This window comes from Variovorax sp. P5_A3 (assembly GCF_056400665.1).
Genome location: NZ_JBFUKW010000037.1, coordinates 19,783 through 42,761, shown reverse-complemented (window position 1 = coordinate 42,761; position 22,979 = coordinate 19,783). Strand labels below are relative to the sequence as shown.

General features: G+C 63.5%; 20 protein-coding genes. 8 read left to right on the top strand and 12 right to left on the bottom strand.

All coding sequences use genetic code 11. From position 1 onward, the window contains the following. Nucleotide 1 precedes the first annotated feature (1 nt). Nucleotides 2-901 carry a DMT family transporter gene (locus tag AC1D3B_RS33350; protein ID WP_478194955.1) on the bottom strand — a complete coding sequence of 300 codons (900 nt, stop codon included), beginning with the start codon at nucleotides 899-901 and terminating at the stop codon, nucleotides 2-4. Nucleotides 902-1,034: 133 nt separating this feature from the next. Between AC1D3B_RS33350 and AC1D3B_RS33345 the strand changes: the two genes are divergently transcribed. Then, on the top strand, nucleotides 1,035-2,015 hold the full coding sequence (locus tag AC1D3B_RS33345; protein WP_478194964.1) for a quinone oxidoreductase family protein: 981 nt from the start codon (nucleotides 1,035-1,037) through the stop codon (nucleotides 2,013-2,015). A gap of 13 nt (nucleotides 2,016-2,028) precedes the next feature. Here AC1D3B_RS33345 and AC1D3B_RS33340 read toward each other — a convergent pair whose 3' ends face one another. The 5 genes from AC1D3B_RS33340 to AC1D3B_RS33320 form a co-directional block, all read right to left on the bottom strand. Continuing rightward, nucleotides 2,029-2,904 (bottom strand): N-acetylmuramoyl-L-alanine amidase, encoded by an 876-nt coding sequence (locus AC1D3B_RS33340; RefSeq protein WP_478194954.1) that lies wholly within the window; start codon nucleotides 2,902-2,904, stop codon nucleotides 2,029-2,031. A gap of 103 nt (nucleotides 2,905-3,007) precedes the next feature. Beyond that, the gene (locus AC1D3B_RS33335; protein WP_478194953.1) at nucleotides 3,008-4,663 is read right to left on the bottom strand and encodes a Na/Pi cotransporter family protein; all 1,656 of its coding nucleotides are present in this window, start codon (nucleotides 4,661-4,663) and stop codon (nucleotides 3,008-3,010) included. Nucleotides 4,664-4,759: 96 nt separating this feature from the next. Continuing rightward, entirely contained in the window at nucleotides 4,760-5,257 is a 498-nt protein-coding gene (gene lspA, locus AC1D3B_RS33330) for a signal peptidase II (RefSeq protein ID WP_478194952.1), read from the bottom strand. Continuing rightward, nucleotides 5,257-8,100, bottom strand: a complete 2,844-nt coding sequence (gene ileS, locus AC1D3B_RS33325) for an isoleucine--tRNA ligase (RefSeq protein WP_478194951.1) — start codon at nucleotides 8,098-8,100, stop codon at nucleotides 5,257-5,259. Before ileS ends, lspA begins: the two co-directional genes overlap by 1 nt. A gap of 108 nt (nucleotides 8,101-8,208) precedes the next feature. Next, nucleotides 8,209-9,246, bottom strand: a complete 1,038-nt coding sequence (locus AC1D3B_RS33320; RefSeq protein WP_478194950.1) for a bifunctional riboflavin kinase/FAD synthetase — start codon at nucleotides 9,244-9,246, stop codon at nucleotides 8,209-8,211. Between the two features lie 164 nt (nucleotides 9,247-9,410). Between AC1D3B_RS33320 and AC1D3B_RS33315 the strand changes: the two genes are divergently transcribed. Continuing rightward, nucleotides 9,411-9,968 (top strand): HNH endonuclease, encoded by a 558-nt coding sequence (locus AC1D3B_RS33315; RefSeq protein WP_435518646.1) that lies wholly within the window; start codon nucleotides 9,411-9,413, stop codon nucleotides 9,966-9,968. An 81-nt stretch (nucleotides 9,969-10,049) separates the two neighbouring features. Here AC1D3B_RS33315 and AC1D3B_RS33310 read toward each other — a convergent pair whose 3' ends face one another. Further along, the gene (locus tag AC1D3B_RS33310; protein ID WP_478194949.1) at nucleotides 10,050-11,165 is read right to left on the bottom strand and encodes an acyl-CoA dehydrogenase family protein; all 1,116 of its coding nucleotides are present in this window, start codon (nucleotides 11,163-11,165) and stop codon (nucleotides 10,050-10,052) included. A 24-nt stretch (nucleotides 11,166-11,189) separates the two neighbouring features. Continuing rightward, the gene (locus AC1D3B_RS33305) at nucleotides 11,190-12,383 is read right to left on the bottom strand and encodes an acyl-CoA dehydrogenase family protein (protein ID WP_478194948.1); all 1,194 of its coding nucleotides are present in this window, start codon (nucleotides 12,381-12,383) and stop codon (nucleotides 11,190-11,192) included. A 143-nt stretch (nucleotides 12,384-12,526) separates the two neighbouring features. Here AC1D3B_RS33305 and purN point away from each other — a divergent pair, with 143 nt between their 5' ends. Further along, nucleotides 12,527-13,111, top strand: a complete 585-nt coding sequence (gene purN / locus AC1D3B_RS33300; RefSeq protein ID WP_478194947.1) for a phosphoribosylglycinamide formyltransferase — start codon at nucleotides 12,527-12,529, stop codon at nucleotides 13,109-13,111. A gap of 21 nt (nucleotides 13,112-13,132) precedes the next feature. Here purN and AC1D3B_RS33295 read toward each other — a convergent pair whose 3' ends face one another. Further along, on the bottom strand, nucleotides 13,133-13,369 hold the full coding sequence (locus AC1D3B_RS33295; protein WP_478194946.1) for a DUF1653 domain-containing protein: 237 nt from the start codon (nucleotides 13,367-13,369) through the stop codon (nucleotides 13,133-13,135). 35 nt (nucleotides 13,370-13,404) lie between these two features. On the opposite strand from AC1D3B_RS33295, the gene AC1D3B_RS33290 reads away from it, so the two are divergent. The 3 genes from AC1D3B_RS33290 to AC1D3B_RS33280 all read left to right on the top strand — a co-directional run bounded on the left by AC1D3B_RS33290 (nucleotide 13,405) and on the right by AC1D3B_RS33280 (nucleotide 17,909). Further along, entirely contained in the window at nucleotides 13,405-15,315 is a 1,911-nt protein-coding gene (locus AC1D3B_RS33290; protein ID WP_478194945.1) for a M48 family metallopeptidase, read from the top strand. After that, nucleotides 15,293-16,564: an RsmB/NOP family class I SAM-dependent RNA methyltransferase gene (locus AC1D3B_RS33285; protein WP_478194944.1), complete on the top strand. Its 1,272-nt coding sequence runs from the start codon at nucleotides 15,293-15,295 to the stop codon at nucleotides 16,562-16,564. Before AC1D3B_RS33290 ends, AC1D3B_RS33285 begins: the two co-directional genes overlap by 23 nt. A 130-nt stretch (nucleotides 16,565-16,694) precedes the next feature. After that, nucleotides 16,695-17,909: a DesA family fatty acid desaturase gene (locus AC1D3B_RS33280; protein WP_478194943.1), complete on the top strand. Its 1,215-nt coding sequence runs from the start codon at nucleotides 16,695-16,697 to the stop codon at nucleotides 17,907-17,909. A 152-nt stretch (nucleotides 17,910-18,061) separates the two neighbouring features. Here AC1D3B_RS33280 and rpmG read toward each other — a convergent pair whose 3' ends face one another. The 3 genes from rpmG to trxB all read right to left on the bottom strand — a co-directional run bounded on the left by rpmG (nucleotide 18,062) and on the right by trxB (nucleotide 19,618). Continuing rightward, the gene (gene rpmG, locus AC1D3B_RS33275; protein ID WP_007830291.1) at nucleotides 18,062-18,235 is read right to left on the bottom strand and encodes a 50S ribosomal protein L33; all 174 of its coding nucleotides are present in this window, start codon (nucleotides 18,233-18,235) and stop codon (nucleotides 18,062-18,064) included. An 11-nt stretch (nucleotides 18,236-18,246) separates the two neighbouring features. Next, complete coding sequence (gene rpmB / locus AC1D3B_RS33270; RefSeq protein ID WP_007830293.1) at nucleotides 18,247-18,480, bottom strand: 50S ribosomal protein L28; 234 nt, start codon at nucleotides 18,478-18,480, stop codon at nucleotides 18,247-18,249. A 178-nt stretch (nucleotides 18,481-18,658) separates the two neighbouring features. Next, nucleotides 18,659-19,618 carry a thioredoxin-disulfide reductase gene (gene trxB, locus AC1D3B_RS33265; RefSeq protein ID WP_478194942.1) on the bottom strand — a complete coding sequence of 320 codons (960 nt, stop codon included), beginning with the start codon at nucleotides 19,616-19,618 and terminating at the stop codon, nucleotides 18,659-18,661. A gap of 163 nt (nucleotides 19,619-19,781) precedes the next feature. Between trxB and AC1D3B_RS33260 the strand changes: the two genes are divergently transcribed. Next, the gene (locus tag AC1D3B_RS33260) at nucleotides 19,782-20,456 is read left to right on the top strand and encodes a Crp/Fnr family transcriptional regulator (RefSeq protein ID WP_478194941.1); all 675 of its coding nucleotides are present in this window, start codon (nucleotides 19,782-19,784) and stop codon (nucleotides 20,454-20,456) included. 130 nt (nucleotides 20,457-20,586) lie between these two features. Continuing rightward, on the top strand, nucleotides 20,587-22,971 hold the full coding sequence (locus tag AC1D3B_RS33255) for a DNA translocase FtsK (protein ID WP_478194940.1): 2,385 nt from the start codon (nucleotides 20,587-20,589) through the stop codon (nucleotides 22,969-22,971). Nucleotides 22,972-22,979: the final 8 nt, after the last annotated feature.

Below are 22,979 nucleotides of genomic sequence, written 5' to 3'. Positions count from 1 at the left end.
CCTACTGCCGCGAGGAAACCCAGATCCCTCCGACGATCAGGACGAACGCCGCGCCGTGGTACCACTGAGGAAGGTCGCCGAGGAATGCGGCTGAGAGCAGCGCGGCGAACAAGGGCGTGAGATTGGTGAAGAAGCCGGCGATTTGCGGCCCGGCTCGCTGCACCCCCGCCCCCCAGCACCGGTAAGCGACCAGCGCCGGACCGACCGTGATGAACGCCAGTGCAGCCGCGAGCGGCCAGCCCCAATCCACATGCGCGTCGGTCAGCGCCCATTCGCCCGCGGCAAACACGCCGGACCACGCGAGCCCGAACACCATCTGCGCCATCAACAACGACGACCAGTCGCGCCGCACTTCGGAAGGCTCGTGGGTGCGCGACAACATCCAGCTGTAGAACGCCCAGGAGATCGTGGCGAGCATCATGTAGATGTCGCCGACCACGAGTCGCAGCGCCAGCAACTGAGCCCATTGGCCGCGGCTGAGCACCAGCAGCACGCCGACCATCGAGAGGGCCGCGCCCGCGAGTTCGCGACCCGTCACCTTCGCGCCGAAGAAGAGGGTGCCGGTCGCCAGCATCCACAGCGGCATGCTCGAACCCACCAGCGTGACGTTGATGGGGGTCGAAGTCTGCAGGGCCAGGTACTGGAACGCGTTGTAGCAGCCGATGCCGAGCAGCCCGAGCACGGCGAATCGCTTCCAGTAGAGCCACAACGGGCTCTCGCGGCGCAGCACGGTCACCGCGAAGGGAAGCAGCACGATGAAGGCCAGCAGCCAGCGGATGAAGTTCAGCGACATCGGCGAGACCAGATCCCGCACGACACGGCCGACGACGGCATTGCCTGCCCACAGCAGCGGAGGCACCGTCAGAAGTAGGGCTGTGCCCGGTGTGAGTCGCTGCTGCATGGGGCTGAACTGTACCGGGCGGCGCGGCGCATTTCGCGGCGTGCGGATCATGAAGCGGCAGTCCGTGGCAGCATAGGCGCCGCGATTCGATCCAGTCGAATCTCCCGATCAACACCAGGAGCAACAACTCATGATGAGCAAAGCCGTCCGCATCGACCGCCATGGCGGTCCCGAGGAATTGAAGATCGTCGACGTCGAAGTCGGCGATCCGGGGGCCGGCGAGATCCGTATTCGCCACAAGGCGGTCGGCCTCAACTTCATCGACACCTACCAGCGCAGCGGCCTGTACCCGTTTCCGATGCCGCTCCAGCTCGGCATGGAAGCCTCCGGCATCGTCGAGGCGGTGGGCGAGGGCGTCACTCATCTGAAGGTCGGCGATCGCGCGGCGTACGCAAGCCAGCCGCCCGGCGCGTACGCCGAAGCGCGGGTGATGCCGGCCAAGTTCGTCTGCAAGCTGCCAGATGCGATTTCCTTTGAATCCGGCGCCGCGATGATGCTGAAGGGCCTGACTGCGCAATACCTCCTGAAGAAAACGCTGCCTGCCGAGGGCCTACAGCCCGGCGACTTCGTGCTCTTTCATGCTGCGGCGGGTGGCGTCGGGCTGATCGCGTGCCAGTGGGCCAAGGCGCTGGGATTGCAACTCATCGGCACCGCCGGAACCGATGCCAAGTGCCAGATGGCCCTTGCGCACGGCGCCGCGCATGCCATCAACTACAGCACCGAGAACTTCGCCGAGCGTGTGAAGGAGATCACTGGTGGCAAGGGCGTGAAAGTGGCGTACGACTCCGTCGGCAAGGACACTTTCGAAGGCTCGCTGGCCTGCCTACGGCCTTTCGGCCTTCTCGCTGTCTTCGGCAACGGCTCCGGTCCGGTGCCGGCCTTCAATCTCGGCATGCTGGCCAAGGGCTCGTACTACGTGACGCGGCCGACCTTGTTCACCCACATCTCGAGCCGCGAAAGCACGCAAGCGATGGCAGACGACCTGTTCTCGGTGGTGCTGAACGGAGCGGTGAAGATTCCGATCGACCAACGGTACGCATTGGCCGACGTGCAACAGGCTCACCGTGATCTCGAAGCGAGACAGACCACGGGCTGCACCATCCTGACCGTGTGAACGGTTTGCGCGCCTATTCTCTGTATTTCTCGACCAGGGCGAGGGCCAACGACTCGGTCAGCGCGTCGGGTTTGCCGGTTACGCCGCCCGGGTTGAAATGCAATTGAAAGGCGCGAAAAACCTGGCTTGTCTCGACATCGAGCGCCCCGTGTTGAGGGACTTGATATCCGTATTTCGCGAGTGTCACCTGCAATTTCAAGGTTGAAGTCGAATCCGTCGCGCGTCTGCCGGCAAGGAATTTTTCGACCGCTGTTTCGTTTGGCCATGCGCCAATTCCCTGCGCAGCCAGCTCCTTCCACGGGAAAAGGAGCCCGGGATCTGATTTTCTGGTGGGCGCTATGTCGCTGTGTCCCAAAACGCTGTCGGGTGTGATGTCGTAGCGTTGAATGATGTCTTGTGCCATGCGTGCGAGCAGATCAATTTGTTCTTTTGCGTAGGGGTACCAGCGCAGCCCGCCCGGCTCTTCGGTGAAGCCAGGATTCACGATTTCGATGCCGATCGACGTGTCGTTGATGTTGGTTCTGCCGTTCCACGTACTTACTCCCGCATGCCACGCTCGCTTCTCCTCGGGCACGAGCTGCAGGGCAACGGGCTTGCCATTCACCACGGGAGGCAAGGACGAAACCAAATAGTGGGAGCTCGTTTCGGCTTGAGTCAGGAATCTGAGCGAATCGACGTCGTTGGAGACGGTGTAGTGGAGAACGAGAAATCGAACTCTCTCATTCTGACTCACCGCCTTGTAAGTCGTCTCGACGGCATATTCACCTCTATCGACAATCGTTGACGAGGCGGCCGGCTCGCTCACCTTTTCCTGTGGCTTGTCATTCAATGGTGCGACAGAACAGCCAGTCAGTAAAAATCCGGTGACAAGGGAGGCGATGGATTTCATTGAATTTCACGAATAAATTATTGGAAATTCATGCTACGAATCGAATCTTCCCCTTTCTATAGGAATTTTCCTAAAGCCGAATGGAATTGATCCAAGACGAAAATCAAAGGGTGCCAAGACGCGATTCGCGCATTCGCGTGGGAGCCAAAGCGCCCGCCGATTCGAGAATCGGATAGGCAATCGAACAGATGTGCGAGTTGATGCGCTTCAATTCGCTGATCAGGTCGATGTGCAGCGAACTCGTCTCGATGCTCAACGTGGTCTGCTCGGTCAGCCGTTCCAGATGGGTGTTCGCGTAGGCGTGCTCGAGGTCGCGAAAGCGCGCCTTTTCCTGAAGCAGCTTCTGGGCGTCGCGCACATTGCCGTTGAGAAACACGCTCATGCTGAGCCTCAGGTTTGCCACCAGCCGCTCATGGAGTTCGACGATCTCGCGCATGCCCGCATCCGAGAAGTTGCGCTGCGGCCTGATCTTCTTGTCCTCGATGTCGATGATCACGCGCTCGATGATGTCGCCGATCTGCTCCATGTTGATGGTGAAGCTGATGATGTCGGTCCAGCGACGGCTCTCTTCTTCGCCCAGGGCCTCGCGCGAGATCTTCGTGAGGTAGTACTTGATGGCTGAATACAACTCGTCGACCGTGTCGTCGAGGTTTCGCAGTTCCTGCGCGAGACGAAGGTCGTTGTTGCGGATCACGTTGAGCATGCCGATCAGCATCGTCTCGACGATATCCGCCTGGTGCAGTGCCTCGCGCGCGGCGTTGGAGATGGCGAGCGTGGGCGTCGACAGGGCCGATGGATCCAGGTGGTGCGGCCTGCGGGTCGCTGTCGGTTCCTGAGGCACGGGCAGCAGTCGCGTGACCATGCGGGCCACCGTATTGGTAAGGCCGATGAAGCCGACGCTCACGATCACGTTGAAGGCCAGGTGATAAAGAACGACCAGCTGCGTGGCGTCCGAAATGTAGGGCCTGACCTCGCGCAGATACAGCCCGATGAAGGGCGCCGCGATGGCGACGCCGAGAAGCTTGAAGACGAGGTTGCCGACGGTCACCTGCCGCACCGGGACCGGCGACTTCGCCGTGGTCAGCACCGCGAGCAGCCCGCTGCCGAGGTTGGCACCGAGCACCAAACCCAGCGCGACGTCAAGCGGCACGACGTTGGAGCTCGCCATGGCGGCGACCAGGAGTACGACGGCGAGACTCGAATACGCCAGGATCGCGAGCCCGGCCCCGATGGTGATTTCAAGCAGGACGTCGCTGTTGATCGATGCAAGCACCGCGCGCATGGCCGGGCTTTCGAACAAGGGGCCGGTGGCCGCGACCACGAGCTGGAGCGCGAGGAGCATCAGGCCCAGGCCGATCAGCACCCGGCCGACGCGACCGGCCGCACTGGACGGCCGCGTGATGAACAGCACCACGCCGACGAAGATGAAGAGGGGCGAAAGCCACGACAGGTCCGCGGAAAAGAGCACCGACATGAGCGCGGTGCCGATGTCCGCGCCGCGCATCACCGCGAGCGCGGCAGGCAGGGTCACCAGGCCCTGGCCGACGAAGGACGAAGTCATCAGCGACGTGGCCGTGCTGGACTGCACCAGGGCCGTCACGCCAATCCCCGACAGGGCCGACGTGAACCGGTTGCGCATGCTGTGCACGAGGATCCTGCGCAGGTTGGCACCGAAGACGCGCAGCACGCCGGTACGAACGAGATGGGTACCCCACACCAGCAGCGCGACGGCCGCCAGCAGATTCAACAAGTGCTTCATGGATCAGAGGCACTATAGAGCACGTGAAGGCGCTCCCAACGAGATCGCCTGCGACACCTCGGAACGGCTTCGCAGTGGGTGAGGCTGGGCGAGAGCCTACTTGCCCCGCTTCACCCGTCTCAGCTCGTCGAGGATCAGGCAGATTGCCCCGATGGTGATCGCGCTGTCCGCCACGTTGAAGGCCGGGAAGTGCCTCCCGGCCAGGTGGAAGTCGAGAAAGTCGACCACGTAGCCATGCATCATCCGGTCGATCACGTTGCCGATGGCGCCGCCGAGGATCGCCGCCATCGAGAAGCAGAACAGCTTCTGCCCCGCATGGGACTTGAGCATCCAGATGATGAACACCGCCGCGGCGATCCCGATGGCCATGAAGAACCAGCGCTGCCATCCCGCCGCATCGGCCAGGAAGGAGAAGGCCGCACCGGTGTTGTGAGCGCGAACGACATTGAAGAAGCTCGTCACGTAGGTCGCATCGCCGAGCTTGTAATAGCCGAGGATCAGCGTCTTGGTGAACTGGTCGATGATGACAATCACGAGCGCGAGGCCAAGCCAGGGCCAGATGCCGAGGCCCGAGGCGGAAGCACGGCGGGCCATCAGGCGACAGTCCTTGCTTCGCCCGCACCGTAGAGGTTGCTGGTGCAACGGCCGCAGATGGCCGGATGCGCCGGGTCGTGGCCCACGTCGTCGCGCCAGTGCCAGCAACGCTCGCATTTCTGCGCGGTGCTTGCCGTGACGCTCGCCTTCAGGTCATCGCCGACGACCAGGCCGACCGCCGAGGTGATGAAGACGAACTTGAGGTCGTCGCCGAGCGACGCCAGCAGCGCGTGATCTTCGGCGGGGGCGGCGAGGGTCACGTTGGCCTGCAACGATGAGCCGACCTGGCCAGCGGTGCGAACGGTCTCGATCTCCTTGTTGACGGCATCGCGGATCTCGCGGATGCGGGTCCACTTGCCGAGTAGTGCCTCGTCGGGGGTGCCCAGATCGCTGTAGGTCTGCACGAAGATCGACTGGCCGTCGCCGCAGAACTTCCAGGCCTCTTCCGCCGTGAAGCTCAGGAATGGCGCCATCCAGCGCAGCATCGCCTGCGTGATGTGCCAGAGGGCCGTCTGGGCGCTGCGTCGCGCATACGAGCCGGGCGCGGTCGTGTAGAGGCGGTCCTTCAGCACGTCGAGGTAGAAGGCGCCCAGGTCTTCGGAGCAGTACACCTGAAGCTTGGCCACCACCGGATGGAATTCGTAGACCTTGTAGTGCGCAAGCACCTCGGCCTGGAATTGCGCGGCGCGGCTCAGCGCGTAGCGGTCGATCTCGAGGAGTTGATCGAGCGGCACCGCGTCCTTCGCGATGTCGAAGTCGCTGGTGTTGGCGAGCAGGAAGCGCAGCGTGTTGCGGATGCGCCGATAGGCATCCACCACGCGGGCGAGGATCTTGTCGTCGCCCGCGATGTCGCCGGAGTAGTCGCTCGCGGCCACCCAAAGGCGGGTGATCTCGGCGCCGAGCTTCTTGTTGACGTCCTGCGGATCGATGCCGTTGCCGAGCGACTTGCTCATCTTGCGGCCCTGGCTGTCGACGGTGAAGCCGTGCGTGAGCAGGCCGCGGTAGGGCGCCCGGCCTTCGAGCGCTGCGGCGATCAGCAGCGACGAATGGAACCATCCGCGATGCTGGTCGTGGCCTTCGAGGTAGAGGTCGGCCTCGGGACCGGTCTCGTGGTGCACGTTGGGATGCGTACCGCGCAGCACGTGGAAGAAGGTCGAGCCGGAGTCGAACCACACTTCGAGGATGTCGGTGCTCTTCGTGTAGTGCGGCGCGTCGGCGTCGCCGAGGATTTCCTCGGTGGTGACGCGGCTCCAGGCCTCGATGCCGCCCTTCTCGACGATGTCGGCGGCCAGGTCGAGGATCTCCATCGTGCGCGGATGCAACTCGCCCGAATCCCTGTGCAGGAAGAAGGGGATCGGCACGCCCCAGCTGCGCTGGCGGCTGATGCACCAGTCGGGCCGGTTGGCGATCATGTCGTGCAGGCGCGCCTTGCCGTTCTCCGGGTAGAAGCTCGTCTGATCGATGGCTTGCAGCGCGGTCTGGCGCAGGGTCTGGGGCGCCTTGTCCTTGGTGAACACGCCCTCGCCTTCGTCCATGCGGATGAACCACTGGGCCGCGGCGCGGTAGATCACCGGCGTCTTGTGGCGCCAGCAGTGCGGGTAGCTGTGCGTGATGGTCTCGGTCGTCATCAGCCGACCGGCATCGCGCAGCGCCTGGATGATGACCGGCACGGCCTTCCAGATGTTCTGCCCGCCGAAGAGCGGGAAGTCGGGCGCGTACGAGCCGTTGCCCTGCACCGGGTTCAGGATGTCGTCGTAGGACAGGCCGTGCGCCACGCAGGAGTTGAAGTCGTCCACGCCGTAGGCGGGCGAGGAATGGACCAGGCCGGTGCCGTCGTCGGCTGTCGCGTAGTCGGCGAGGTAGATCGGCGACAGGCGGCGGTAGCCCGCATCCACGTCGTACAGCGGGTGCTCGAACTCCAGACCGCCCAGCTTCTCGCCCTTGACGGTGGCCAGCACCTTGCCGTCGAGCGCGTAGCGGTTCATGCACATTTCGACCAGCGAGGCGGCGAGCACCAGCAGGCCCCGGTCGGTATCTACGAGGGCGTAGTCCAGCTCGGGGTTCAGGTTGATCGCCTGGTTCGCCGGGATGGTCCAAGCGGTGGTGGTCCAGATGACCGCGAACGCGTCCTTGGTGAGTGCGGGCAGGCCGAAGGCGGCCGCGAGCTTTGCCGGGTCGTGCGCCTTGAACGCGACGTCGAGCGTCTGCGACTTCTTGTCGGCGTACTCGATCTCGAATTCGGCGAGCGAGGAGCCGCAGTCGAAGCACCAGTACACCGGCTTCAGGCCCCGATAGACGAAGCCACGTTCGATCACGCGCTTGAAGGCGCGGATCTCGCCAGCCTCGTTGGCGAAGTCCATCGTCTTGTAGGGATGGTCCCATTCGCCCAGCACGCCGAGGCGCTGGAAGTCGACCATTTGCTGTGCGATCTGCTCGGTCGCGTAGGCGCGGCTCTTGGCCTGCATCTCGTCGCGGCTGAGGTTGCGGCCATACTTCTTTTCGATCGCGTTCTCGATCGGCAGGCCGTGGCAATCCCAGCCGGGCACATAGAGCGCGTCGAAGCCCTCGAGCTGGCGCGCCTTGGTGATCATGTCCTTCAGGATCTTGTTGACGGCGTGACCCATGTGGATCTGCCCGTTGGCATAGGGCGGGCCGTCGTGCAGGATGAACTTGGGTGCGCCGTGGCGTGCGTCGCGAAGACGGTGGTAGAGGCCTTCGTCGTTCCATTCCTTGACCCAGCCGGGCTCGCGCTTGGGCAGGTCGCCGCGCATCGGGAAGGGGGTGTCGGGCAGGTTCAGCGTGGCGCGGTAGTCGGTGCCGCCGTCAGTCTTGTTGTCAGCCATGGAGGTTCCAGAAATCTGCGCTGCCTTGCAACGCTCGAGGGATCGATGGGGCGTGCGGCCCTTGCAGGCAAGGTGCGGCCGGACGCGGCGGAAAGCGAAGGTTCCGCTCTAAATTCGGTCGCGCGTGGTCTGGCGATGGGTCTCGGCGTGGGTGGAGGCAAAGAACGCACGCGCGTCACGGCCATCCTTCGCGATGCCCGCAGTGAGGGCCTCGAGGCTGGTGTAGCGCAATTCGTCGTGCAGTTTGTGCAGCAGTTCCACGCGGACGATTTTACCGTAGGCCCCTTCGGTGCCGAGGTGGGCTGGCCAATCGAGGCAATGGGTCTCCAACAGGACGCGGCCGGCGTTGACGTCGTTGGCGTCGAGCGACGGGCGCACGCCCAGGTTGGCGACGCCTTGCAGCGGGGTGTCGGTCAGGCCATGCACGAGCACCGCGAAGATGCCGCTGGCGGCGGGTTTCCAGTGCTTGAAGCGCAGGTTGAGCGTGCGAAAACCGTCGTCGCGGCCGGGCGACGAGGCGCCCAGGGCGCGGCCCAGCTTGCGCCCGTGCACCACATGGCCGGAGATGGCGTAGGGCCGGCCGAGCAGGGACTGCACGTCGTTCATTCGGCCTTCGGCCAGCGCCTCGCGGACCGCGGAACTCGATACGCGCAGCCCGTGGACCTCGTAGCTGTTCATCCGCGCGACGTCGAATTCGTGCGCGTCGCCGGCGCGGTCGAGCATGGCGTAGTCGCCGGCGCGCTTGGCGCCAAAGCGGAAATCGTCCCCGACCAGCACGTAGCGCGCGCCGAGGCCTTCGATCAGCACGTGCTGGATGAAGTCTTCGGGCGTCTGGGATGCCAGCCGCCCATCGAAAGGCAGGACGATCGTCTGTGCCACTCCGCCGGCTGCGAGCTCGGTGAGCTTGTCGCGCAAGGTGCCGATGCGGGCGGGGGCGAGTTCCGGCCGCTTGGTGAGCGCAGCGAAGTAGTCGCGCGGATGCGGCTCGAAGGTCAGCACGCAACTAGGCAGCCCGCGCAGGCGCGCCTCGGTGTTGAGCAGCCCCAGCATGGCCTGGTGGCCGCGATGGACACCGTCGAAGTTGCCGATGGTCAGGGCGCAGGCCGGAGCCACGCCCGGATGCCGAAATCCCCTAAAGACCTGCATGGGTTGATATCTTTTTGATAGCACTTCGTGCCCACGGAATGGGCATGTCAGGGCGTTTTGTCATAAAGCCGGTATATTGTGACGCAGTGCGTCATGTGCAAGCCCAACGGGCGCGCATCATGTCCTGGTCTTTCCGTGGTTCTCTTTTCTCGAGGAGGCGTGTGGTGAAGGTCTTGAAGCTGTCGGCCCAAGGGCTGCCCCAATCGTGGATTTCGCTTGAACAGGCGGTGATCCACTACGCCTCCGACGAGGTTCGCTGGGAGGTGGGCGCACAGGTCGCGGTGTTCCGGGGTGGGCACAACGCCGTCACCGGGCAGCAGTCGCAGATCGCCATCAACAGCATCATCGGCACCAAGGGCGTGCCACGCATCAATCCCTTCACGCAGCGGCCGGGGCTGACCAACAGCAAGTTGTTTGCGCGCGACCGCAACGTCTGCGCCTATTGCGGCGGCCACTTCCACGAAGAAGAGCTCACGCGCGAACACATCATCCCGTTCGCGCAGAAGGGCGTCGACACGTGGATGAACGTGGTCACGGCCTGCCGGCCCTGCAACCATCGCAAGAGCAGCCGTACGCCGGAGCAGGCCGGCATGCCTCTGCTTTACGCGCCTTACGTGCCCAGCCTGTGGGAAGACTTCATCTTGCGCAATCGCCGCATTCTGGCGGACCAGATGGAGTTCCTGATGGCGCATTTGCCGCAGAGTTCTCGCCTGCACGGCTAGTTGTCCCGTTCCAAGGCGAAACGCCCGCCAGCTTGATGCCGGCGGGCGCCTTGTGCTATCGGAGGCGACAGCGGTGCAAGGTCAGGCGAACACCCCCGCCGTGTCCTGCATGCGCGCCGACACCTCGCCCAGGTGATGGAGGGTGTCGCCGAAGGTCATCTCGAGCTGCGTCAGCTTCTTGAAGTAGTGGCTCACGATGTACTCGTCGGTCACGCCGATGCCACCGTGCAGTTGCACCGCCTGCTGGCTGATGAAGCGCATCGACACACCCAACTGGTATTTCGCGCGGGCCATCGCCTGGCGACGCTCGGCCGCCGGCGCGTTGAGCTTCAAGCTTGCGTAGTAGCTCATGGAGCGTGCGAGTTCGAGCTGCATCTTCATGTCCGCGATGCGGTGGCGAAGTGCCTGGAAGGTGGCGATCGCCACGCCGAACTGCTTGCGCGTGTTCATGTACTCGACGGTGATCGCGAGCGTCTTGTCCATCACGCCCACGGCTTCGGCGCAGGTGGCTGCGATGCCGATGTCGACCGCGTGCTCGAGCGCTGGCAGGCCATCCGTGGTGATGAGGGTGGCGGCCGCCTTGTCGAACACGACCTCGGCTGCGCGGCTGCCGTCCTGGGTGCCGTAGCCTCGTGTGGCGACGCCGTCGGCAGCGCGCTCCACGAGGAAGAGGGCGATCTTGCCGTCGACCTGGGCGGGGACAATGAAGGCGTCCGCCTCATCGCCGGCCGGCACGAGGCTCTTGCTGCCGCTCAGGGCCCAGCCGTCACCCGCCTTGGCGGCCTTCGCTTCGCACGCGTCGAGGCGGTAGCGTGCCTTCTTCTCCTGGTACGCGAGCACCACCAGCGCTTGTCCGCCCGCGATGCGCGGCAGCCAGGAGTCCTTGGTGTCCTCGTCGGCGTGGCCGGCCAGCATCGCTCCCGCGATGAAAGATTGCGCCAGCGGCTCCAGCACGATGCCGCGGCCGAGTTCTTCCATCACGACCATGCCCTCGACCGGGCCCATGCCCAGGCCGCCCTCGTCCTCGGGGATATACAGGCCGCCCAGGCCGAGTTCGGCCAGTTCATCCCACGCTTCGCGGGAGAAGCCGCCCGCTGCCTCGGTCGCCTGGCGGCGCTCGAAGGTGTAGCCCTTTTCGACCCACTTGGCGACCGCGTCGCGAAGTTGTTGCTGGTCGTCGCTGAAATTGAAGTCCATTGCTTGATCCTTGTTTGCCTGCGCTCAGCCCAAGACCGTCTGGGCGACGATGTTGCGTTGGACTTCGTTGCTGCCGCCGTAGATGGTGGTCTTGCGCATGTTGAAGTAGGTCGACGACAGGGGAGCGAGTTGCGGGTTGCCGCCCGGGAAGTTGCCTTGCCAGCCGGCTTCCATCGCCTCGCGGACCAGCGGCAGCGAGAAGGGGCCGCCGGCCAGCATCATCAGTTCGGAATAGCGCTGCTGGATCTCGCTGCCCTTGATCTTCAGCAGGCCCGCGATGTCGAGTGAGTTCTTGCCCGAGGTCGCGGCGGAGAGCACGCGCAGCACGAGCATTTCGAGCGCGACGACGTCGACCTCGAGTTTCGCGATCTCGTCACGGAAGCGCTGGTCTTCCCACACGCCTTCGCTCTTCGCGATGCGCTTGAGGCGTTCCAGTTCGCGCTTGGCGCGGTTCACGTCGGCGATGTTGGTGCGTTCGTGCGAGAGCAGGTGCTTGGCGTAGGTCCAGCCCTTGTTTTCTTCGCCGATGAGGTTCTCAGCCGGTACTTCGACGTTGTCGAACCAGACTTCATTGACCTCATGCCCGCCGTCGAGCAGCTTGATCGGGCGAACCGTGACGCCAGGCGACTTCATGTCGATCAGCAGGAAGCTGATGCCGGTCTGCGGCTTGCCTTCATTGCTGGTGCGCACCAGGCAGAAGATCCATTCGCCGAACTGGCCGAGGGTGGTCCATGTCTTCTGGCCGTTGACGATGTAATGGTCGCCCTTGGCGTCCTTGACAAGTTCGGCCTTGGTCTTGACGGAGGCGAGGTCGGAACCGGAGCCCGGTTCGCTGTAGCCCTGGCTCCACCAGACTTCGCCGCTCGCGATGCCGGGCAGGAAGCGCTTCTGCTGTTCGGGATTGCCGTAGGCCATGATCACCGGAGCGACCATCACCGGGCCGAAGGGAATGATGCGAGGCGCGCCGGCGAGGGCAGCCTCTTCCTCGAACAGATGCTTCTCGACCGCGGTCCAGCCCGGGCCGCCGAATTCCTTGGGCCAGCCGTAGCCCAGCCAGCCTTTCTTGCCGAGGATCTTGGCCCAGCGCTGCAGATCATCGCGCGTGAGTTCGAGTGCGTTGTGCACCTTGTGGGAAATTTCTGCGGGAAGGTTCTCTTTGACCCATGCGCGAATCTCTTCGCGGAACTTCTGTTCTTCGGGCGTGAAGCTCAAATCCATGCGTGCCTCGCTGTGTTGATCGACCGCCGCGGGCGCGGCGTCTCTACGGAACCGGCATTTTTAGCACGGTCGTGCTAGTCCGGGGTGTCCGCGCCGCGACAAACCGGGCCTCGGGGAAACGAGCACAGATAATCCCGCGTCCCATGAAAAACATTGTGATCCTGATCTCGGGCAGTGGCTCGAACATGGCGGCCATCGTCCGGGCTGCCGAGAAAGAGCGATGGGCCGTGCGCTTCGGTGCACGCGTTGCTGCGGTCATCAGCAACAGGGCGGATGCACAGGGGCTGGGCGTCGCGCGCGAGTACGGTATTCCGACGGCCGTGGTTTCGCACAAGGACTTCTCGACGCGCGAGGACTTCGATGCGGCGCTGGCCGAAGCCATCGACGCGCATTCGCCGGCGCTCGTGGTTCTCGCGGGGTTCATGCGCATCCTGACCCCCGGCTTCGTGGCCCGCTACGAGCGCCGGCTATTGAACATCCATCCTTCGCTGTTGCCTGCTTTTCCGGGGCTTCACACACACCGGCGCGCCATCGAGGCGGGCTGCCGCGTGGCCGGCGTTACCGTGCACGAGGTGACAGTCGAACTCGACCATGGTCCTATCCTGGCGCAAGCGGCTGTCCCCGTCATGGCCGACGACACCGAAGAAACCCTCGCCGCGAGGGTTCTGGCACAAGAACATAGGGTTTACCCGCGTGCCATTGCAACATGGTTTATAGAAACAAACTGACACAATCTGCGCTTTGAATCTCTAGTCGAGTTTGACGAAGCGCAACTGTGACGAGCCTCCGATCTCCACGGTCTCCCCGAACATCGCCGCAGGTCGCACCCAAAGGCCGCGCTGACCGTAGAGCGCGCGATAAAGCGTCATCGGCTCCAGGGTTTCGCTGTGTCGCACCGTGCCGAGGACCTCGTACTCGCCACCCTTGTAGTGGCGGTAGCGGCCGGGTGGCGTTTCGATCAGGGGCGGGAGGTGGTTGTCTGTCACGCTGGGTGTTTCCTTCAAAAGGGTGAAAGGTCGGGATGGATCGGGCTGATTTTGTTCATCTCGTTCGCTTGAGCGAGCATGCCAGCGCGGACGACAGTACCGGCTATCGCCGCGGCGTCGCGGCCTTTGCCGCATTGGGCTATCTCTGGGTGTTCGCCTGCCTGGCGCTGGCCATCGGCATCATCTTGTGGATCATTTCCTCCACAGGCCAGGGAACCCGTTTCAGCGTCACCCGGGGATGGCTCCTGCTGTTCGCGCTGGGCCTGCTGTGGGCCACTCTGCGTGCCCTCTGGGTGCGCTTCGACGAACCCGAGGGCGTCGCGCTGGAACGCGAGGATGCGCCGGCCCTGTTCGAGGCCCTCGACCGGATCCGGAACAAAATCGACGGGCCGCCCGTCCATCGCGTCTACCTCGACAGCGATTTCAACGCGAGCATCCGGCAACTTCCGCGCTTCGGGCTCTTTGGTGGGGCTGTGAACTACCTCAGCGTGGGACTGCCGCTCCTGATGGCGCTCGACCGGCGCCGTCTCTTCTCGGTGCTGGCCCACGAGTACGGCCATCTGCGTGGCAACCATGGGAAGCTGAGTGCCTGGATCTACCGGACCCGGCTGTCCTGGCTCAAGCTGGACGCTAGCTTCCAGCGCGACGACGGCGTGATGGCGTTCGCGTCGCAGGCCTTCTTTCGCTGGTACTTTCCGCGTTTTGCCGCCAAGACCTTTGCGCTGGCGCGACAGGACGAGTACGAGGCGGATCGCGTCGCTGCGCGGCTTCTCGGCACGCGTGTCGTTGCGGGCGCCCTGACGGAGATCGCGGTCAAAGGCTCCTGGTATGCGGAGGAATTCTGGCCGTCGCACTGGTCGCGTGCCGTCGACGAGCCGATGCCGGCGGGTCCGTTCTCGGCCATGGCGCCCAAGCTTTGCGCCCCTGTCGACACCGAGTTTGCACGCACGGCCTTGCGCGGTGCGCTCCGCAGCGTCAGCGATGTCGACGACACCCATCCCGTGCTCCGCGATCGACTGGAAGCGTTGGACGAAAAGGCTGCACTGCCATCCTGGTCCGCGAAATCCGCGCTCGCGCTCCTGGGCGACCCCGAGAAATGGACCGCCCATTTCGACGAGGAATGGTGCCGGGCGCATGCCAATGACTGGACTCAGCACCACGCCTACCTCGTGCGTGTGCGCGAGCGGGTCGCTGCGCTGGCGGCCAGCGCCGGGCGCAACAACGCCGACGAGATGGTCGAGTGGGCCGACTGCTCGCGCCGTGTCGAGGCCACCGCAGATGTGCGTGCCATCTACGAACGCGCGCTGCAGATGACCGCGAACCACCCCGGCGCATTGCGCGGACTCGCGCAGATGCTGCCGGCCAATGACCGGCCGGCGCGTCTCGCGGTACTGGAGAAACTGCACGAATCGAGCGCGGCCAGCCGGTGGTGGGCGGCCAAGACCGCAGTGTCGCTGCTCGAGGATCCCGATACCGGCGCACACGACGAGCGGGCACTCAAGCTCTGGCGCGACAGGGCAAAGACAGCGGAAGAGGCGGAGCAACGTGCGTGGGAGGAGATCACCGAGACGCCCTTCTTCAGCCAGATCGCTCGCCACGACCTGAGTGACTTCGAACTGGGTGAACTGCGCGCCGATCTCGTTCGCTGCAGTGCAATCTCCCGGGCATGGGTCGTTCGCAAGAACCTTCGCGAATTCCCGTGGCGACGTGCCTACGTCGTGTTCCTGGAACTGCCAATGCTGGCGGACGAAGAGCGCTGGAATCTTTGCCGGCAACTCGAGCACACCTTGAGCATTCCAGGTGCCGCGCTGGTGCTTTGGGCAGGGCATTCGCCAACGCTTGCGGAGATCGAGCGCCAGGCATTCGGGCCGGTCTGGGCGCGCAGCGCCATCTCGAGTCGGCTGGCGACTGAGACAATGGGGGATGCACCCCAAAGCCCTTCTTGAGGCCAGCGCCGATCTGGTCGGCCTCGTCCTGAAATTCGATCACCCGGCCGATCAGGTCGTTTCACGCTTCTTCCGCGACCATCGCGAACTGGGGCCGCGCGAGCGCGCCACGCTGGCCGAGACGGTCTACACCGTGTTGCGGAAGAAACTGCTGTTCGACCATCTCTCGCCGTCCGGCAGCGGGCCGAAGGAGCGGCGGATGGCGATCCTGGGTTTCCATGGTCCCCGCGACTTCCTGAAAAGCGCGCTCAACGACACGGAAAAGCGCTGGCTCGACAACTGCGACGCCGTCAAGCAGGACGACCTGCTCGAACGGCATCGGCACAACCTGCCTGAATGGTTGGTCGCGCCGCTGAAGGCGCAACTTGGCGACCAGTTCTGGCCGTTGGTCGAGAGCCTGCAGCAGCCGGCACCGCTGGACTTGCGGGTCAATGCAGTCACGGACAAGCGGCCCGAAGTGCAAAAGGAGTTGGCGCTGGCCGCCATCAAGGCAGTCCCCACGCCGTTTTCGCCCTGGGGCCTTCGCATCGACGGAAAGCCAGCGCTCACCAAGCTCGACGCATTCGCGCGCGGCGCGGTCGAGGTGCAGGACGAGGGATCCCAGTTGCTGGCCTTGCTGCTCGATGCCAAGCGGGGTGAGATGGTCGTTGATTTCTGCGCTGGCGCGGGGGGAAAGACTTTGGCCATCGGGGCAACGATGCGGAACACCGGCCGCCTCTACGCGTTCGATACGTCTGCACACCGCCTGGACGCGCTCAAGCCGAGGTTGGCACGCAGCAAACTGTCCAACGTGCATCCGGCGGCGATTGCGCATGAGCGGGATGATCGCATCAAGCGGCTCGCCGGCAAGATCGATCGAGTGCTGGTCGATGCGCCTTGCTCGGGCCTTGGCACGCTGAGGCGCAATCCGGACCTGAAATGGCGCCAGTCGCCCCAATCGGTTCAGGAACTCACGGTCAAGCAGACGGCGATCCTTCAGAGCGCGTCGCGCCTGGTGAAGTCGGGCGGTCGCCTGATCTACGCCACTTGCAGCGTGCTGCCAGCGGAAAACGAAGCCATCGCGGAGGCGTTTGGCGCGGCCAATCCTGATTTTGAGGCGCTCGATGCGTCAGATGTGCTGGACGCCTTGAAGGTCCCCCGTGCTGAATCCCTGTGCGCCGGTGGCGAGAACGGCAAGCACTATCTGCGCCTGTGGCCGCATCGCCATGCCACCGACGGCTTCTTCGCCGCGGTGTGGAGTCGCAAGTAGGTGCAAAGCTCCAAAGAAAGGGATAACTTGCGGTGTATCAAGGATTTAACCCCCTTTTGAGGGCCAAACCTTTAAAATCACGGGTTACCTGAAGGCTGCACCTTCGTGCGGCCATGGAGTACCGAATTCAATGTTGCTTCCTGACTCTGCCGTACTGAGCGCGGCCATCGACTGGCTCGGAAACGGCTTGTGGGACCTCACGTGGTGGCAAGTCGTGCTGTACACGCTCGTCACCACGCACATCACGATCGCGGCCGTCACGATCTTCTTGCACCGGACGCAAACGCACCGGGCCATGGACCTGGGCCCTGTCCCGTCGCATTTCTTCCGCTTCTGGCTCTGGCTCGGCACCGGCATGGTGACCAAGGAGTGGGTGGCCATCCACCGCAAACACCACGCCAAGTGCGAAACCGAGGAAGACCCGCACAGCCCGCAGGTCAAGGGCATCGACGAAGTCATGTGGCGCGGCGCGGAGTTGTACCGCAAGGAATCGAAGAACAAGGAAACGATGGAGCGTTTCGGCCACGGCACCCCCAACGACTGGCTCGAGCGCAACCTGTATTCGCGGTTCAGTTGGCAAGGCGTCGGCCTGATGCTCATCCTGAACGTTGCCTTGTTCGGCGGCTTGGGCCTGACTGTCTGGGCTGTCCAGATGCTGTGGATTCCGTTCTGGGCTGCCGGCGTTGTCAACGGCATCGGCCATTTCTGGGGCTATCGCAATTTCGAGGCAACGGATGCAAGCACGAACCTGATTCCGTGGGGCATCATCATCGGCGGCGAAGAACTGCACAACAACCACCACACCTATCCGACCTCGGCCAAGTTCTCCGTCAAGAAGTACGAGTTCGACATTGGCTGGGTCTACATCAGCATGATGCAGAAGATCGGCTGGGCCAAGGTCAAGAAGGTGCCGCCGAAGATGCAAATGGGAGACGTGGTCCCCGTCGCCAACGAGAAGACGCTCGAGGCCCTGATCGCCAATCGCTACGAAGTGATGGCGGGTTACGCGCGCGAAATGCGCCGCGCGACCCGCGACGAACTCGCGCAACTCAGGGCCAAGGGCGCGGATCTGTCGGTTCTGAAGGCTTCCAAGCGCTGGCTGCATCGTGACGACGACAAGGTGCCCGCTGCCGCACGCTCGCACCTGGTGCAGGCCCGTGCTGCGCATCCTGTTCTCGACAAGATGGTGACGATGCGAGAAGAGCTGCGCCAGCTGTGGCTCAACACTTCCCAGTCGCGCGAGCAGCTTGCCGCTGATCTCGCCGCCTGGTGTCATAGGGCGGAGGCCAGCGGCATCGCAGGTTTGCGCGAGTTCTCGACGCGGCTGCGCGCGGCACGAGCCTGACGCAAGCGATCTGCTCGTTACCTGAGAAGCCGGCTATTTGCCGGCTTTTTTGTGTCCGAAGGGACTCTCTTGATCGCTCACCATCATCTCAATAAGGCAGGCAACAAAAAACCCGCTGGATCTCAGCGGGTTTTTTGTGGCTCTGAGCTGAATTACTTCAGCTTGATTTCCTTGTATTCGACGTGCTTACGCGCCTTCGGGTCGAACTTCATGATCGACATCTTTTCGGGCATCGTCTTCTTGTTCTTGCTGGTCGTGTAGAAATGGCCGGTACCCGCGGTGGATTCCAGCTTGATCTTTTCGCGTCCGCCTTTGCTCGTTGCCATGATTCAGCTCCTTAAGCTTGGCCGCGTGCACGCAGGTCTGCGAGCACGGCGTCGATGCCGTTTTTGTCGATCAGGCGCAGGGCAGCGCTCGAAACACGCAGGCGAACCCAACGGTTTTCCGTTTCGACCCAGAAACGACGGTATTGCAGGTTCGGCAGGAACCGGCGCTTGGTTTTGTTGTTGGCGTGGGAAACGTTGTTTCCGACCATCGGGCCTTTGCCCGTTACGTCGCATACGCGTGCCATGTGGACACTCTTTCTTGAACAGCTGGCACCTGGACGCAATCGAATTGCGAGGTGGTTTGCAGCTTGACCTCGCCAGAAACGGGTGGCGGTACCCCGGCTTGCCGCAAGAACCCGACCCCAAGAGGGGCTGGCCGATTCGGCAAAGCCTGAAATTATAGCCTTTTCGCCCCGACGTCGGTCAGAGCGCGCCGTCTTGCTCCAGAAAGCGCTGCGCATCCAATGCCGCCATGCATCCCGTGCCGGCACTCGTGATCGCCTGGCGATAAACGTGGTCCTGAACATCGCCGGCCGCGAAGACGCCCGGGACGCTCGTCATCGTCGCGAAGCCTTGCAGACCGGAGCGCGTCATGATGTAGCCATCCTTCATTTCCACCTGCCCCTGAAAGATGTCCGTGTTCGGATGGTGTCCGATCGCGATGAAGCAGCCCTTGAGATCCAACTGCTCTGTGGCGCCTGTCTGCGTGTTCTTCAGGCGGATGCCGGTCACGCCGGAGTCGTCGCCGACCACTTCGTCCAGGGTGTTGTGCACCTTGAGTTCGATCTTGCCTTCCTTGACCTTTTCGTGGAGCTTGTCGATCAGGATGGGCTCCGCCCGGAACTTGTCCCGGCGGTGTACAAGGGTGACCTTGCTGGCAATGTTCGAGAGATACAGGGCCTCCTCGACGGCCGTGTTGCCGCCACCGATCACGCAAACTTCCTGGTCGCGGTAGAAGAAGCCGTCGCAAGTCGCGCAGCCCGAAACGCCGCGGCCCATGAAGTGCTGTTCGGAGTCGAGACCGAGGTACTTGGCGGACGCACCGGTGGCGATCACCAATGCGTCGCAGGTGTAGATGCCGCTGTCGCCAGTCAGCGTGAAGGGTCGCTTGCTCAGGTCGACCTTGTTGATGTGATCGAACACGATCTCGGTCTTGAAGCGTTCGGCGTGCTCCAGGAAGCGCTGCATGAGATCGGGTCCCTGCACGCCGTGGACGTCAGCCGGCCAGTTGTCGACTTCGGTCGTGGTCATGAGTTGGCCGCCCTGGGCGATGCCGGTGATCAGCATGGGTTGGAGGTTGGCGCGGGCCGCATAGACTGCGGCTGTATAGCCGGCAGGGCCGGAGCCCAGAATGAGAACCTTGGCGTGGCGTGGGGAGGACATGAGTAGAAAACCTAGGATTGGCGCTGCGGCAGCGTGTACATTTTCAGGGTGATAGATATGGAGTATCACCGTACGGTTCAAGACCGGCCGGGGGCTGTTTTCAATGCGCGCGATTGTATTAATCCATCGATTTGAACGTCGCGCTGAATCCGGGGATTGATGAATGTCGATGCTGTCCAATCTTGAATTGCTTCGCCGCGTGCCGTTGTTCGCTGCGCTGACACCAACGCAGTCCGCGAGCATTGCCGACGCGATCGTCAAGAAGCGCTTCAAGCGCGCCGAGGTCGTGGTCGAACAAGGCAAGAAGTCAGATGCCCTCTACATTATCCTGACCGGGCGCGCCCGGGTCATGAGCACCGACAGCCGGGGCCGCGAGGTCATCCTCGCGACGCTGCAACCCGGCGACTACATCGGTGAGATGAGCATGATCGACGACGAGCCTCACTCTGCGACCGTGCGCACCGAGATCCAGACCGACGTGCTGATGCTTGGCCGCGAAGCATTCGCGCGCTGCCTGCCAGAGAACTCCTCGATGTCCTACAACATCATGCGGGGGCTCGTCGCGCGTCTGCGGCACGCGGACCGCAAGATCGAGTCCCTGGCGCTGATGGACGTCTACGGCCGCGTGGCGCGCTCGCTGCTCGAATTCGCGGTCGATGACGGCCAGGGGAACCTGAGGGTGAAGGACAAGATTTCACGCCAGGATCTGGCCAAGATGGTCGGCGCTTCGCGTGAAATGGTGAGCCGCGTCATGAAGGACCTGGAGGAGCGCGGGTTCGTGCAGACCCAGCCGGACGGCTCGATGATCGTCAAGGAACGACTCTCATCGCTCACCTGATCGTCTGGCCGGGCGCGCAACCGCGCACTGGCCCCCACGTTGCCGGCCCTGACAACGCGGCCGCGATCGTTTTCGTTGTAGTTTCTCTGGGCCACCGGACCGATGCTGCGTATCGGTGGTTGTGCCGTTCATGACTTATTCGCTCAACACCCTCCAATCGTCTTCGTCGAACGAGGCGCAGCCGGCGCGCCTCCGCGCCATGCGATTTGCGCACGAAATCACCCTGATTGCAGGTTTCGTTGCGCTGTTGTTCTGGCTGTTGTCGATGCTGAGCTTCACGCCTTCCGATGCGGCCTGGTCGACATCCGGCACTGGCGGCGAGATCAAGAACTGGGGCGGCCGGATCGGCGCCTGGCTGGCAGATGCGAGCTATTTCCTGGCCGGGTATTCGGTCTGGTGGTGCCTGGCGGCCGGCCTGCGCGTGTGGCTTTCCTCGCTGGCCGGGTGGATGCGAGGCGGAGACGCCGCCTCGGGCGACCAGCCCCCGCGCGGCCCGTTCAATCGCAGCCGGCTGGCTTTCTGGTTCGGTCTGATCCTGCTTCTGTGCGCCAGCGCCATGCTCGAATGGTCGCGTCTCTACCGTCTCGAGTTTCGCTTGCCTGGACATGGCGGCGGAATTCTGGGGTACCTGGTCGGTCCCGCGAGCGTGAAGTGGATGGGGTTCACCGGGTCCGCGCTGATCGCCATTGCCGCCGGCGTTGTTGGCTCGGCGCTCGTGTTCCGGTTTTCGTGGGGCCAGATTGCCGAACGCATTGGCTCGCGTCTTTACTCGCTGTTCGAGTCACGCCGCGAAAAGCGCGAGATCGCCCAGGACATCGCGATGGGCAAGCAGGCGGTGCGCGAACGCGAAGAACTGGCGTCGACGGACCAGGAGCCGGAACTCGACGCACCCGACGAAGAACTGCGCATCGTCCCGCGCGCCAAGCGCAAGGCGCCTTCTCCGCCGGTGCAGATCGAACCCGCCCTCGCCGAAGTGCCTCGCAGCGATCGCGTGGCCAAGGAGCGCCAGAAGCCCCTGTTTCGTGAGTTGCCTGACAGCAAGCTGCCGCAGGTCGACCTGCTCGATGCGGCACAGGCACGGCAGGAAACCGTCTCGGCCGACACGCTCGAGATGACATCGCGCCTGATCGAAAAGAAACTGAAGGATTTCGGCGTCGAAGTGCGCGTCGTGCTGGCCTCTCCGGGACCGGTCATCACCCGCTACGAGATCGAGCCGGCCACGGGTGTGAAGGGTTCGCAGATCGTCAATCTCGCGAAAGACTTGGCGCGCTCGCTGTCGCTGGTCTCGATTCGTGTGGTCGAGACGATTCCCGGCAAGAACTACATGGCGCTCGAATTGCCGAACGCCAAGCGGCAGTCGATCAAGCTCAGCGAAATCCTCGGTTCGCAGGTCTACAACGAAGGCAAGTCGATGCTCACCATGGGCCTCGGCAAGGACATCGTCGGCAATCCCGTCGTGGCCGATCTGGCCAAGATGCCGCACGTGCTGGTGGCGGGTACCACCGGCTCGGGCAAGTCGGTCGGTATCAACGCCATGATCCTCAGCCTGCTCTACAAGGCCGAGGCGCGCGATGTCCGCCTGCTGATGATCGACCCGAAGATGCTCGAAATGTCGGTGTATGAAGGCATCCCGCATCTGCTGGCGCCGGTGGTGACGGACATGCGCCAGGCAGCCCACGGCCTCAATTGGTGTGTCGCCGAGATGGAACGCCGCTACAAGCTCATGAGCAAGCTGGGCGTGCGCAATCTGGCGGGCTACAACACCAAGATCGACGAGGCGAAGGCGCGCGAGGAGTTCATCTACAACCCCTTCAGCCTCACGCCCGACAGTCCCGAGCCGTTGGCGCGCGAACCGCACATCGTCGTGGTGATCGACGAACTCGCTGACCTGATGATGGTCGTCGGCAAGAAGATCGAAGAGCTGATCGCCCGGCTGGCCCAGAAGGCGCGCGCGGCCGGCATTCACCTCATCCTGGCGACGCAGCGGCCCAGCGTGGACGTGATCACAGGCCTGATCAAGGCCAACATCCCGACCCGCATCGCCTTCCAGGTGTCGAGCAAGATCGACTCGCGCACCATACTCGACCAGATGGGCGCCGAGGCGCTGCTGGGCATGGGGGACATGCTCTACATGCCCAGCGGTACCGGCCTGCCGGTTCGTGTCCACGGCGCCTTCGTGAGCGACGAGGAAGTGCATCGCGTGGTGGCTTACCTCAAGTCACAAGGGGAGCCGGACTACATCGAAGGGGTGCTCGAAGGCGGTACCGTCGATGGCGAAGGCGACTTGCTGGGCGAAGGCGGCAGCGAGGGCGGCGAGAAGGATCCGATGTACGACCAGGCGGTCGAAGTCGTGCTCAAGAACCGCAAGGCCAGCATTTCGCTGGTGCAGCGCCATTTGAAGATCGGCTACAACCGCGCCGCGCGTTTGGTCGAGGACATGGAGAACGCGGGTTTGGTTAGTGCCATGAGTGGGAGCGGGCAACGCGAAATCCTGGTTCCCGCAAGGACGGAATGACCCCCAGG

Bases quoted from the DNA above. Each gene is read 5' to 3' on its own strand.
- rpmB (WP_007830293.1), bottom strand. From the start codon at position 18,480: ATGGCACGCGTATGCGACGTAACGGGCAAAGGCCCGATGGTCGGAAAC.
- trxB (WP_478194942.1), bottom strand. From the start codon at position 19,618: ATGTCCTCCCCACGCCACGCCAAGGTTCTCATTCTGGGCTCCGGCCCT.
- AC1D3B_RS33345 (WP_478194964.1), top strand. From the start codon at position 1,035: ATGAGCAAAGCCGTCCGCATCGACCGCCATGGCGGTCCCGAGGAATTG.
- ileS (WP_478194951.1), bottom strand. From the start codon at position 8,100: ATGGCTGACAACAAGACTGACGGCGGCACCGACTACCGCGCCACGCTG.
- AC1D3B_RS33320 (WP_478194950.1), bottom strand. From the start codon at position 9,246: ATGCAGGTCTTTAGGGGATTTCGGCATCCGGGCGTGGCTCCGGCCTGC.
- AC1D3B_RS33280 (WP_478194943.1), top strand. From the start codon at position 16,695: ATGTTGCTTCCTGACTCTGCCGTACTGAGCGCGGCCATCGACTGGCTC.
- AC1D3B_RS33255 (WP_478194940.1), top strand. From the start codon at position 20,587: ATGACTTATTCGCTCAACACCCTCCAATCGTCTTCGTCGAACGAGGCG.
- AC1D3B_RS33305 (WP_478194948.1), bottom strand. From the start codon at position 12,383: ATGGATTTGAGCTTCACGCCCGAAGAACAGAAGTTCCGCGAAGAGATT.
- AC1D3B_RS33335 (WP_478194953.1), bottom strand. From the start codon at position 4,663: ATGAAGCACTTGTTGAATCTGCTGGCGGCCGTCGCGCTGCTGGTGTGG.
- AC1D3B_RS33340 (WP_478194954.1), bottom strand. From the start codon at position 2,904: ATGAAATCCATCGCCTCCCTTGTCACCGGATTTTTACTGACTGGCTGT.
- rpmG (WP_007830291.1), bottom strand. From the start codon at position 18,235: ATGGCAACGAGCAAAGGCGGACGCGAAAAGATCAAGCTGGAATCCACC.
- AC1D3B_RS33310 (WP_478194949.1), bottom strand. From the start codon at position 11,165: ATGGACTTCAATTTCAGCGACGACCAGCAACAACTTCGCGACGCGGTC.
- AC1D3B_RS33290 (WP_478194945.1), top strand. From the start codon at position 13,405: ATGGATCGGGCTGATTTTGTTCATCTCGTTCGCTTGAGCGAGCATGCC.
- purN (WP_478194947.1), top strand. From the start codon at position 12,527: ATGAAAAACATTGTGATCCTGATCTCGGGCAGTGGCTCGAACATGGCG.
- AC1D3B_RS33350 (WP_478194955.1), bottom strand. From the start codon at position 901: ATGCAGCAGCGACTCACACCGGGCACAGCCCTACTTCTGACGGTGCCT.
- AC1D3B_RS33260 (WP_478194941.1), top strand. From the start codon at position 19,782: ATGTCGATGCTGTCCAATCTTGAATTGCTTCGCCGCGTGCCGTTGTTC.
- AC1D3B_RS33285 (WP_478194944.1), top strand. From the start codon at position 15,293: ATGCACCCCAAAGCCCTTCTTGAGGCCAGCGCCGATCTGGTCGGCCTC.
- lspA (WP_478194952.1), bottom strand. From the start codon at position 5,257: ATGGCCCGCCGTGCTTCCGCCTCGGGCCTCGGCATCTGGCCCTGGCTT.